The organism is Paenibacillus sp. YAE3 (assembly GCF_057546105.1).
This window is the reverse complement of sequence record NZ_BAAIYF010000007.1, coordinates 66131-78569: the sequence shown is the minus strand read 5'-3', so window position 1 is coordinate 78569 and position 12439 is coordinate 66131. Positions and strand designations below refer to the sequence as shown.

10 protein-coding genes are annotated in these 12439 nt (G+C 52.7%); 3 read left to right on the top strand and 7 right to left on the bottom strand.

The window, feature by feature from the left end; all coding sequences use genetic code 11:
• Window positions 1–174: 174 nt before the first annotated feature.
• Together AC27KL_RS14875 and AC27KL_RS14870 are read right to left on the bottom strand one after the other, a co-directional pair.
• On the bottom strand, window positions 175–1221 hold the full coding sequence (locus tag AC27KL_RS14875; protein WP_487170181.1) for a LacI family DNA-binding transcriptional regulator: 1047 nt from the start codon (window positions 1219–1221) through the stop codon (window positions 175–177).
• Between the two features lie 256 nt (window positions 1222–1477).
• Window positions 1478–2197, bottom strand: coding sequence for a YebC/PmpR family DNA-binding transcriptional regulator (locus AC27KL_RS14870; protein WP_339324920.1), 720 nt, complete (start codon window positions 2195–2197; stop codon window positions 1478–1480).
• A gap of 705 nt (window positions 2198–2902) precedes the next feature.
• Here AC27KL_RS14870 and AC27KL_RS14865 point away from each other — a divergent pair.
• Window positions 2903–4258, top strand: a complete 1356-nt coding sequence (locus AC27KL_RS14865; RefSeq protein WP_487170180.1) for a lytic polysaccharide monooxygenase — start codon at window positions 2903–2905, stop codon at window positions 4256–4258.
• Between the two features lie 229 nt (window positions 4259–4487).
• Here AC27KL_RS14865 and AC27KL_RS14860 read toward each other — a convergent pair whose 3' ends face one another.
• Window positions 4488–5879 carry an MFS transporter gene (locus tag AC27KL_RS14860; RefSeq protein WP_487170179.1) on the bottom strand — a complete coding sequence of 464 codons (1392 nt, stop codon included), beginning with the start codon at window positions 5877–5879 and terminating at the stop codon, window positions 4488–4490.
• 196 nt (window positions 5880–6075) lie between these two features.
• Between AC27KL_RS14860 and AC27KL_RS14855 the strand changes: the two genes are divergently transcribed.
• Both AC27KL_RS14855 and AC27KL_RS14850 read left to right on the top strand, forming a co-directional pair.
• The gene (locus AC27KL_RS14855) at window positions 6076–6930 is read left to right on the top strand and encodes an SDR family oxidoreductase (RefSeq protein ID WP_487170178.1); all 855 of its coding nucleotides are present in this window, start codon (window positions 6076–6078) and stop codon (window positions 6928–6930) included.
• Window position 6931: 1 nt separating this feature from the next.
• Window positions 6932–7804 carry an aminoglycoside 6-adenylyltransferase gene (locus AC27KL_RS14850; RefSeq protein ID WP_487170177.1) on the top strand — a complete coding sequence of 291 codons (873 nt, stop codon included), beginning with the start codon at window positions 6932–6934 and terminating at the stop codon, window positions 7802–7804.
• Between the two features lie 136 nt (window positions 7805–7940).
• Here the strand turns inward: AC27KL_RS14850 and AC27KL_RS14845 are convergent, their stop codons facing one another.
• The 4 genes from AC27KL_RS14845 to AC27KL_RS14830 all read right to left on the bottom strand — a co-directional run bounded on the left by AC27KL_RS14845 (window position 7941) and on the right by AC27KL_RS14830 (window position 12437).
• Window positions 7941–8261 (bottom strand): SCP2 sterol-binding domain-containing protein, encoded by a 321-nt coding sequence (locus AC27KL_RS14845; RefSeq protein WP_339324925.1) that lies wholly within the window; start codon window positions 8259–8261, stop codon window positions 7941–7943.
• 17 nt (window positions 8262–8278) lie between these two features.
• Window positions 8279–8719 (bottom strand): PaaI family thioesterase, encoded by a 441-nt coding sequence (locus AC27KL_RS14840; protein WP_487170176.1) that lies wholly within the window; start codon window positions 8717–8719, stop codon window positions 8279–8281.
• 73 nt (window positions 8720–8792) lie between these two features.
• Entirely contained in the window at window positions 8793–10487 is a 1695-nt protein-coding gene (locus AC27KL_RS14835) for an AMP-binding protein (RefSeq protein ID WP_487170175.1), read from the bottom strand.
• 168 nt (window positions 10488–10655) lie between these two features.
• On the bottom strand, window positions 10656–12437 hold the full coding sequence (locus AC27KL_RS14830) for an acyl-CoA dehydrogenase family protein (RefSeq protein WP_487170174.1): 1782 nt from the start codon (window positions 12435–12437) through the stop codon (window positions 10656–10658).
• Between the last annotated feature and the right edge of the window lie 2 nt (window positions 12438–12439).

The following is a 12439-nucleotide window of genomic DNA, read 5'->3' as shown; positions in this document are numbered from 1 at the left end:
TGTGAATCTGTTTTGATTTTTTTCATCATAATACAGGCTGATTTGGATTGTCAAACCTTATTTTTGGATATTGTTGGCGCAATATTTGGATTTAGATGTATAAAAAGGGCACAAAAAAACCTGACACGCCATTCGTATCAGGGTCTTGCTTGGTGAATCGGAGCGGGAACGGCTTTATTCCTCCGGTCGTCGGACGAAATTCGAAGATTCACGGATCATGAGCCGGCAGGGCAAAAGGATTTTCGGCAGCGCCGGGTAATCGCCGTCCAAATAATCCATCATGAATTGGGCCGCCGCTTTTCCGATTTCGTATTTAGGGACATGGACGGAGGTCAGGGGCGGATTCGTGTACTGGGCAAACGAGATGTCGTCCATTCCGACAAAAGCGATGTCCTGGGGAATCCGCGCTTTTTGCTCCACGACGGCGCGCATCGCCGGGATGGCCAGCATGTCGCTCGCGCAAAACATGGCCGTCGGCCATTCGCCTTTCGGGCGGTTGACGAGCAGGTCGGTGAGCATACTGTAACTTAAATCCACGTTCCAGTTGGTGTTGATGATCCAATCCTCCGGCATGGAAAGGCCGGCTTCCATCATCGCGAATTTATATCCGATAAAACGTTCGTCGTTGTCCATTTTCCTCGAATAAGCCGGACCTCCGATGAAGCCGATGCGGCGGTGTCCTTGGTCGATGAGGTGGCGGACCGCGGTTCTTGCCGAAAAAATGCGGTCGCAATCGACAACCGGCACCGTCAAGCGTTCATCGTTTAAGCTCACGCCCAGTACGGCCACCTTTTCTCTTTCGAGCTGTTCGATGAGCGCCTGGTCGTACCAGCTGATGATGACAACGCCCCGGATGCTATTTTCCTTCACGAGGTTTCGGATCTGCTCCGCATCGCTTACTTCGTCCAGCGTCCGCACGATCGCCGGGGGATGGCCGAGCTCGTTCATCCGGTCATGGAACCCGGCGAGCACCTCGCTGAAATACGGATGGTTTTCGATCAGCGGCTGCGGCACGACGCAGGCGATCCGTTTATCGGAAGCGCTTCCCTGCTTGCCGGGGTCAAGCTCTTCCTGTAGCGGGTATCCGAGCTCCTGGGCTGCTTCGCGGATTTTTCGCTTGGTTTCTTCGTTGACCGGCCTGCTGGTGTCGTTGCTGATGGCGCGGGATACCGTCGAAATGGAGACGCCGACGCGTTCCGCGATATCTTTTAGTTTCGCCAAAGCTCCCCTCTCCTCTCTCTTATCTTTTTGGAGCCAAAAAATCCTCTCGTTAGATCATATCATAATCCGCTTTGCGGAAAGATGCAAAATTCGATCGAAAAAACGGTTTTCGTAACCGTATGTAAACAGGCTCATTTTTAAGTTTGACTGACCGCCCCCCTTAAAAAACAAAAAAAACCAGCAGTGGCCACAAACCGCTGCAGGTTTTTTTATTGGTGCAAACGCCGATCGGCGGATGATTTATAAATCCATGATCTTATTCTTCGAATTCGACGTTGTGATACACGTGCTGCACGTCATCCAAATCTTCAAGCGCATCGATCATTTTTTCGAATTGCGGCAGAACGTCTGCCGGAAGCGTCAAATGGTTTTGTGCCAGCATCGTGATTTCGGCAACGGTAAACTCCGTAATGCCCGCAGCCTGGAACGCCCCTTGTACCGCCTGGAATTGGTCCGGCTCGGCGTATACGATCACCGCTTCGTCTTCTTGCACGATATCGCGCACGTCGACGTCCGCTTCCATCAGCAGCTCAAGCACTTCCTCTTCCGTTTTGCCATCGACGCCGATCACGGCCGTTTGATCGAACATATACGCAACGGAGCCGCTCACGCCGAGGTTGCCGCCGTTTTTGCTGAATGCGGCACGGACTTCGGAAGCCGTGCGGTTGACGTTGTTGGTCAAAGCGTCGACGATGACCATCGAACCGTTCGGTCCGAAGCCCTCGTAACGAAGCTCGTCATAGACTTCATCGGAGTTTCCTCTTGCCTTTTCCAGCGCGCGGTCGATAATGGCTTTCGGCACATTATACGTTTTGGCGCGTTCCAAAACGACCTTCAGCGCGCGGTTGGATTCGGGATCCGGTTCGCCCTGCTTGGCGACGACGTAAATCTCGCGCCCGAATTTGGCGTATATACGGCTTGTATTTGCGTCTTTCGAAGCTTTCTTTTCTTTGATATTATTCCACTTACGACCCATGCTTTTCCGCTCTCTTTCGCTATTGATTCTGACTTCGGTCTAATAAATACACTGATATATTATAGCTTGAATTCGGCGGATGAACAAGTTTTACCCATGATGCAGCACTAATATCGCAAGAGAACGCGCATGGAAACGGGATTGTCGAAGCGAATGTCGATTCCTGCTTTTTGCTGCAACATCACCATGAGTAAGTTGCTTCATTGGCTATTGAGCAATATTAGTTTACATAACTTATTTGCGGTTAACTTATGGTGATGACACCATAACGTTTTTTAAGAAATTATATCGTGATCAACTGTTGGAATCGTCAAAATGTATAGGAAATCGTAGTTTTATATCATTGTAGATCCCCAAAATATGGTTTATTTTAATAGTACAAATACTATTTATTGGCAATTATAACTTTAACCGCGTTAATAATTCGATATTATGATATTTTCGGTCCCGGCTTATTTCTCTCGCGAATCGTGACGGTTTTTCAATCATTCGGTAAGTTCTCGCCATCCTCAAAATGTAACCGCTTTAATTAATCGGTATAGACTCATTTATTGAGTTTATATACATTCGACATCCATGTTGGCGCTGTCCGTATTTCTCTTCATTCATGACAAGGGGGTGTTGCGACTCACCAACGGTTTCAAGTTATTTTTTTAATGTTGGTTTGCTGCTTCCGTTCGAAAAAAATTTGAGAGGAGAATTTCAATGACAACGCTTCGTTTGCCGAACCACAGGTTTATGAAATGGCTGCTTGCCGGGGGGATGCTATTCGTAATGACCGCCCTCATGCTTCTGATCGCCGACCGCGCTTCCGCTCACGGTTATGTAGAATCTCCTGCCAGCCGTGCTTATCTTTGCAAAACGGGGGCAAATACCAATTGCGGGGCGATTCAGTACGAGCCTCAAAGCCTTGAAGCCAAAAAAGGATTTCCCGAGGCGGGACCTGCAGACGGCAAAATCGCCAGCGCGAACGGCGCTTTTCCGGAATTGGACCAACAGTCCGCCACGCGCTGGACGAAAGTAAGCATGACCCCGGGCACTAAAACGTTCACTTGGAATTTGTCGGCCCGACATGCCACGACAAGCTGGAAATATTACATTACGAAACAAAACTGGAATCCAAACGCCCCATTGACTCGCGATTCCTTCGACCTGACTCCGTTCTGCTCCGTCGGCTACGGCGGCAAACAGCCTCCGGGCTCCTATTCGGATACGTGTACGGTGCCGAACAGAACCGGTTACCAAGTCATTCTCGCGGTGTGGGAAATCGCGGACACGGCCAACGCGTTCTACAACGTCATTGACGTAGACTTTGGCGGCGGAGGTAATCCTGCCGATACGACGCCTCCAAGCGCGCCTTCCAATCTCGCCGTTTCCAACATTTCCAGCTCGGGCGCCACGCTTGCCTGGGGAGCCGCATCCGATAACGTCGGCGTAACGGGCTACAAAGTTTACAACGGTTCCACGTTGGTGACGACAACAAACGCTTCCGCTACGAGCTATAACGTTACGGGACTTGCGCCTAATACCTCTTATACATTCACCGTTAAAGCCGTGGATGCCGCAGGCAACGAATCCGCTGCCAGCAATCCGGTAACGTTCACGACATCCGCTCTCCCTCCGGCCGATACGCAAGCCCCGACAGCGCCTACCGGCCTTCAGGTGAACGGAACGCCGACTTCCTCTTCGGTGTCCTTGTCCTGGAATGCGGCAACCGATAATGTCGGCGTAACCGGATACCGTATTTACAAAGGGACTGCCCTTGCCGGATCCGTTTCCGGAACGACGCTGAACTACACCGTTACCGGTCTGAATCCGGACACCGCGTATACGTTCACCGTTCGGGCGATAGATGCCGCAGGCAACGAATCCGCGAGCAGCAATGCCGTAACGGCGACGACCGCTCAAGGACCGGCAGTCGCACCCTGGGCTCCAAACGTGGCTTATACGCCAGGAACCCTCGTGACTTACAATGGTCAGACGTATGAATGCCGTCAAGCGCACACGTCGCTCGTTGGATGGGAGCCAACGAACGTCCCGGCGCTCTGGCTTCTGAAATAACCAGAGGTCAAAAAACTGGAGCCTTCTACTTCACTCTCGTAAAAACTTCCGTATAGTGATAGATATGCCGCCTGCTAGATGATATGACTCGCTTAGAAAGTTTTTCATTGCATAGGAAGTTGTGCGGTTCGATGAAAATAAGGAAGAAGCTGCGTTTTCACAGTAACTTGGGCTGAGAAGCGCAGCTTCTTTCACATTTTTGGCTCTGCATTCCTATACGCAGGGTCGCTCATGATGCGGACAAGTTCGGGCTGTTCGGTTTTTCCTTCGGGAGATACCGTCCGGCAATGGCTACGGCCAGGCATAACGCGCAGCAGATCCCGAACAGGATCCGGATGGAAACTCCATGACTCTCCTGAACCTGTGCGTGACTTCCCATGGTGCCTACAAACACCGTAGCCAATCCGATGCCGACGATTTGGCCGAGATAGCGGACAAGCGCCAGCAGGCTGCCGGCGAGGCTGCTTTTTTCGGCCGGTGCCGCGCTCATGACTTCGGCGTTGTTCGTGGCATGAAACAATCCCGTGCCGATGCCGAAAACGGCCAAATGCAGACCAATGCTCCATGCCGGAACCGTCGGCAAGAACATGACGGATAACATGGAGGCGGAGCACAACGCCGCTCCGGCAAGGATCGGAAAACTTCCGCCGTAACGGTCCCTGAACCAGCCGGCAAAAGGAGCCACGACACCCATGACAAGTGGCTGCAGCATCAAAAGCGCGCCGGTGGCCGAAGCGGAGAAGCCGATCTCGCTTTGCAAATAAAACGTAACCGGGATGAGCGTCGCCGTTTGCGCCAAGTTTATGATGAACGAAGACGTATTCCCCAGCCATACCTTCCTGTGCCTGAACAATTCGCGATCAATGATGCCGTAGTCGATTTTTTGCGCTTGGACGACTAGGGCGCATAACAGAAGAATGCCGAGTGCTCCCTCCAGCCATATATTCAGGGCGTCAGCGCCATCCTTGGCGCCTTCGGCCGCCAGCATGAGCAAGCACACCCCGCCTCCTAGCAGAAAGGTTCCGACGTAGTCGAACGGGCTTTTGCCGGCGGCGTCCCCGCCGCGGGGAAACCAGCGAAAACCGAGCCAGCACGCCGCGGCCGAAATCGGCACGTTGATCCAAAACAGCCATGTCCAGTCCACCACTTCCAGCAGCAGTCCGCCGAGGGCGGGGCCGGCCAACGTTCCCGCGGAGATTACGATGGCATTGTATCCGAGCGCTCTCCCCCGTTCATGGTCGGGAAACGCATGCCTTACCATCGCTTGACTGTTGGCCATGATCATGGTTGCGCCGATCCCTTGAAGGCATCTGGAAAGCAAAAGAAGCATAAAGCTATGAGACACAGCGATGCAAAACGATCCGACCCCGAATATCAGGAACCCGTAACTATACACCTTCCTTCGTTCCATGCGGTCCGACATTTTCCCAAAGAAGGGGAGCAATACGACCATGGTGAGCAGATATGCCGTCGCCACCCATTGGATCTGCGCAAGCGTTACCGAGAATTGCCGCGCCATCAACGGCAGCGATACGTTCACGATGCCTACATCGAGGGTCGATATCAAGGTTCCCATATTCACGACCTGCAATATTCCCCATTTATTTCGTAGACCGGACATCGATTCATTCCTTTCGAAGTGAATTGGCATGAAGTACAATGGTAGTAAGCAAGGAAAAAGGAAGATATTTCATGCTTGCCCCTATTTTACTTTCCTGCTCCCTGCTTGAAAAGCCGTCATTTTCCGGCCATGGCCGGGCGCTGACTGCGTTTGCGTCCTATTTTGCATCCTATTGACGATAAAGGAGGACTTAGGTATGGAACCGTTTTCGAGTGATTTGCTGAAGGGGAAAGTCGTGTTGGTTACAGGGGGCGGAACCGGGCTTGGCCGCGCCATGGGCGAAAAGTTTGCAAAGCTCGGAGCCAGGCTGGCGATCGCCGGCCGCCGGGAAGAGGTGTTGAAGGAAACGGCTGCCGAGCTGACCGCTAACGGGTTTGATGTTTTTTACAAGTCCTGCGATGTTCGGGATCCCGCCCAAATCAGCGCGTTGATGGACGCCGTCGAGGAGCGCTTCGGAGGACTGGACGTCCTTGTCAATAACGCTGCCGGCAATTTTATCAGCCCGACGGAGCGCCTGTCTCCGCGTGCCGTCGACGCGGTGCTGGGCATCGTGCTTCACGGTACCTTCTATGCGACGCTTGAAGCAGGAAAACGCTGGATTGAGAGCAACCGTGCGGGCACCATGCTGAACATCGTTACGACGTATGCCACGAGCGGTTCCGGCTATGTCGTGCCTTCGGCGGCCGCCAAAGCCGGCGTGCTGGCGATCACCCGCTCTCTGGCCGTCGAATGGGCCAAATACGGCATCAGGCAGGTCGCAATCGCTCCGGGACCTTTTCCGACGGAAGGGGCATGGTCGCGGCTTTCCCCTACGCCTGAGCTGGAAGCGAAAATGCTGGACAGGGTCCCTCTAGGACGAGTGGGAAATCCGGAAGAACTCGCGAATCTGGCCGCGTTCCTGATATCCGATTATGCCGGGTATATCAACGGGGAAGTGATCACGATCGATGGCGGGGAATGGCTGCAGGGAGCCGGACAGTTCAACGACCTTCGACAAGTGACGGAGGAGCAGTGGGACGTACTGGCCCAACTGACCCGGAAAGGAAAATAAGATGCGTACGACCGAACAGATGATGGATCTCATTTTGCATGTCGCCAATCAGGATGAACGGGTCCGTGCCGTTTGCATGAACGGTTCGCGCACCAATCCGAATGCCCCGGCCGATCCGTTCCAGGATTACGACATCGTGTATCTCGTCACCGAACTGGATTCCTTTGTTCGCAATCCCGGATGGGTGGATGTATTCGGGGAGCGGATCATTATGCAAACGCCGGAAAAGATGACCATGTTTCCGCCGGGGCTCGGTGGAAGGTTCTCTTATTTGATGCTTTTTCAGGATGGAAACCGCATTGATCTCACCCTGGTTCCCATCCATGAACAGGAAACATATCTTCAGGAGGATAAACTGACCGTTGTTTTGCTCGACAAAGACCGTTCTTTGCCGCAGCTTCAGCCGCCTAGCGATGAAGAATACCGGGTAAAGCCGCCGTCGCGCGAGTTTTTCGCCGACTGCTGCAACGAGTTTTGGTGGGTATCCACTTATGTCGCCAAAGGGCTGTGGAGACAAGAAATGCTGTATGCCCAGGACCATTTGCATCAAATCGTTCGTCCGATGCTGATGAAAATGCTCGAATGGCAGGCCGGAATCCGGACGGATTTTTTAATCAGCATCGGCAAAAACGGCAAATATCTCGAAAAATACATGTCCAAACAAAGCTGGGACGAACTGATGTCTACATATGCCTGCAGAAATGAAGAAGAAACCTGGAACGCGCTGTTTACGATGTGCCGGTTGTTCCGCGATAGCGCGCTTTTCGTATCCGACCATTTTGGATTCGAATATCCTGAACGGGACGATCGGCTCGTGACCGCCTATTTGGAACGCGTCCGCACGCTGCCGTCCGATGCGGTCGAAATTTATTAATTCATATCGTTATTTATATAATATTGTCGATATTTATCACATTAATGATTAATGTCATGAATAATAATTCGACAACTGTAAAAGCCCAATTTTCTGAGAAAACCTCAAGAAATTGGGCTTGTTTTGATGGCTATTTTTAATACTGTTTCAGAACCTCCTGGAGCTTCAGCGCCAATCCCAGCTTGCCGTCAATCTTCAGTGAGCCGGTCATGAACGCCATCGTTGCATTCAAATCGTCCGCGAGCAATTTCCGGAAATTTTTCTCCGATAGCGTCAATGTGCAATCCGCCGTTTCCGTCGCCTCGTCCAGCACCTTTACTTTAGCGTTGTCGAAAGCGACCTGGATCGGGGCGGCGTCGCCAATGTTGAACTGATATACCGCGTAAAGCGATGCGATCGGCTCCGGCTTAGCGTTCATCCGGTCCGCGAGCAACCGCAGCTCCTCTCTTATAGCCATACGATGCCTCCTCACTTTCAATGGTTCGCAGAAATCGGTTTTTCGAGCACCCGAAAGGTTCCCGTGCCGAATGCAAGCAGATCGCCGTTTTCTTTGCGCGCGAACGCTTGAGCGGTGATCAGTTTGCGCGAGCTGTGGATCAATTCCGCCGTGACAAGCACCCTTCCTTCGGACGTCGGCGCGACATAGTTCATGTTCAAACCGACGGTGACGACGTTTGCTTCCGGCCGTGCAAGCATCACGATGATTCCCATGGCGGAATCGATGGCCGATGCGTGCATCCCTCCATGCAAAATCCCGATCAGGTTCAGGTGATGCGGCTCGATCTCGAAGGCCACGACAACTTTCTTTTCGCTCACGCCAACGATTTTGCAGCCGATAAAATCCCAGAACGTATCTTTTGCCGCACGCTCCATACGTTCCAGATCGGGAAGTTTACCGCCGGATGCATGCTCCATGTGCCATACCTCCCTTGCTGTTCAAATTTGGGGCCTCTTTGGTGGTTAGTCCTTTTGGACCTTTCTTACAAAGTTACAAGTCCACCCGGGATTGGTTGACGAGTTTTTCGTTTTCCTCTTCAATCAGCTTGCGGCGAAGCACTTTGCCCACCAGCGTCTTGGGCAGGGAGTCGCGGAATTCATAGATTTTCGGAACTTTATAGACCGCAAGACGTTCCTTGCACCAGTTTTTCAGCTCCTTTTCCGTCACGTTCGAACCTTTGCGCAGCACGATGAAAGCCTTTACATTTTCGCCCCGGTACAGGTCCTTCACGCCGGCGACGACGGCCTCCTCCACGTCGGGATGCTCAAACAGCACTTCCTCCACCTCGCGGGGATAAATATTGTATCCGCCAGCGATGATCATGTCTTTGCGCCGATCGAGAATATAAAAGTAACCTTCTTCATCCATGCGCGCCAAATCGCCGGTATACAGCCATCCGTCGCGCAGCGTGCGCTCGGTCTCCTCCGGCCGGTTCCAGTAGCCTTTCATGACTTGGGGACCTTTGACCACTAGCTCGCCGATTTCGCCGACCGGCATTTCTTCGCCCGTCTCGGGATGTACGATTTTCGCAAGCGTATCCGGGAAAGGAATGCCGATGGAGCCGTTCTTCCGTTTTTCCCAAATGTTGTTGGCATGCGTGACCGGGGAAGCCTCGGTCAGACCGTAACCTTCGATCAGTTTGCCGCCGGTAATCCGCTCGAACCGCTCCTGCACTTCAAGCGGCAACGGCGCGGCTCCGCTGACGCAAATTTGGATCGATGAAAGATCGAACCGGCCGACCTCGGGATGATGGATTACCGCGATATACATCGTCGGCGCCCCCGGGAAAATGGTCGGTTTTTTCTTGTGGATCGTCTTCAGGACGTCATCGATTTGAAAACGCGGGATTAAGATCAGCGTACCGGCAATATACATGGCTTGGTTAAGCAGCACGGTCAAGCCGAAGACATGAAAAAAAGGCAGCGCGGCAAGGTATTTTTCCTGGGCCATTTGGGTGCGGTATGACCACAGCTGCGCCTGGATCGTATTGGATACGAGGTTCATATGCGTCAGCATGACGCCTTTGGCAAATCCGGTCGTCCCCCCGGTATATTGAATCAAAGCCAGGTCATGCTCCGGATCGACGGGAACTTCTACCGGCGTTTCAACGGAGCTTTTCAAAAGCGAAACGAACGATAATATGTGCTCGTTGTATTCGACGTTGGCAGCCATCCCGTCTTTTTTGGCCTTGATGGGATACAGCACGTTTTTCGGAAAAGGCAGGTAGTCCTTCATCGAAGTTACGATGGTATATTGCAGCGGTTTGCGCTCCATCGCTTTATGGACGCGCTCGACCAGCGCATCCATCGTGACGATGATGTTGGCGCCGGAATCCGTCAGCTGATGCTCGATCTCGCGCGGGACATACAGCGGATTCGTCATGACCGCAATACCGCCGACAAGGAGTGTGCCGTAATAGGCAATCACTCCCTGCGGACAGTTGGGCAGCATAATCGCGATCCGGTCCCCTTTGCGAACGCCCAGGCGCTGCAGGGCGTTCGCAAACCGGTAAACCGATTGAAGCAAGCTTGCATAAGTCATTTTCTTCCCTAGAAAATCAAGAGCGATTTGCTGGGGATAGGCTGCGGCTGAATCTACCAAAAACTTGGCAAGGTTTTGTTTCGGATAATCGTAACTGTGCGGGACCTCTTCAGGATATTGATTCAACCATGGATTATTTGTCATCCAGGTCACCCCATCTCACGTAATTGAGGTTGTGCCATAATCAGACAACGCGAAATTCGTATTAAGAAAAAACGTTGACCGCTGTGCTCTCACTGCAGACAGACCGGTTCAGCTGTTTTTTTGCGAGCACGGGATGCTTATGCCGAGAAGGATTTCCTTCTCATCCATTTACAACACGTAGGATCCGGCGTCGATCACCCGTTCGGCGATTTCACGTTTGATGCCGATCGAATCGATCGGCGACTTGCGAACCAGTTTCTTCAGCACGGACAGCTGCGTGCGCAGCGTGTCTCCGGATTCCATCGCCGCGAGCACCTCTTTCGCCCATTGCTCGATTTTCGCAAATTCGTCGTGGATGAAGACCGTCGTCATCCGGATCGCCAGCTGCGCTTTGTCCTCGCCCGCACGATCGATCATCTTCTGGGTGCGGAGCAGCGCGCTTTCCATCGCAAACACCGAAATCATGATATCCGCCAGGTTGCTCAAAATTTCCTGCTGTTCCTCCAGCTTCAATTGATATTTTTGAACGGCTTGGGCGCCGCACATCAGGAAGATCTTTTTCGACATTTTCAGCAAATGGGCTTCCTGTTCGAGCGTGCCGTCAAAGATCTGGTTCGGGATCGGTTCCATCAGCTCGTTTTGCAGAGCCATCGCTTTTTGCATGAGCGGAAGCTGGCCTTTCATCGCTTTTTTCACCAATGCGCCGGGGATGAGCAGACGGTTGATTTCGTTGGTGCCTTCGAAAATTCGGTTAATGCGCGAATCGCGATAGTTGCGCTCCACCCGGTATTCTTGGGTAAAACCGTAGCCGCCGTGGATTTGCACGCCTTCATCGACGATAAAATCAAGCACTTCGGATCCGAATACTTTGTTGATGGAGCATTCAAGCTGGTATTCGGCAATGGCCTTGGCGGATTGATAACCGACCTCCGGGCTTGCGTGGTCCACTTCGGCCAAACCCACGTCGAACAGACCTGCCGTCCGGTAAACCATGCTTTCGAGTACAAAAGCTTTGGTGTTCATGTCGGCGAGTTTTTTGCCGATCAGCGGGAAGGAGGAAATTTTGCGTCCGAACTGGGTCCGTTCATTGGCATATTCGGCGGCGAGCTCGATCGTGTCTTTCGCTGCGCCGACGCACCCTGCAGCCAGTTTGAAACGTCCGATGTTCAAAATGTTGAATGCGATCAGATGGCCTTTGCCGACTTCCCAGAGCAGGTTTTCGGCGGGGACCTTCACATCCTCCAAAATGAGCTGGCAGGTCGAAGAGCCTTTAATCCCCATCTTTTTCTCTTCGGGGCCGATACTGACGCCTTCCATCGTGCGTTCGACGATGAACGTGCTGAAATCCTTGCCGTCCACTTTGGCGTAGACGATAAAGATGTCCGCAAATCCGGCATTCGTAATAAACTGCTTCGTGCCGTTCAATACATAATATTCGCCGTCCTCCGATAATGTGGCAGTCGTCTTGGCTCCGAGCGCGTCCGAACCGGAAGACGGTTCCGTCAGGCAGTAAGCGGCAATCTTTTCGCCGGTGGCGAGAAGCGGCAAATATTTTTGCTTTTGCTCCTCCGTGCCGAAGTAGACGATCGGCAGCGTGCCGATGCCGACGTGCGCGCCGATCGAAAGGGCAAAGGCAGAGGCTTTCGTCAGCTTTTCGTTGATCAGGGTCGAGCTGACCTTATCCAGGCCGAGCCCCCCGTAAGCCTCGGGCACATCCGCGCCCAAAAGGCCGAGCTCGCCGGCCACCCGCATTTTTTCCACCGTCAGCTCATAATTGAGCTTTTCGATTTCCTCGTCGCGGGGAATGATCTCGCCTTCCACGAAATCGGCCGTCGTCTGCGCAATCATGCGATGCTCTTCGGTAAAATCCTCCGGGGTAACGACTTGGTTGAAATCGGTATCTTCAATGATAAAACTGCCGCCAACCACTTTATTCATCGTCGTGCTCATGC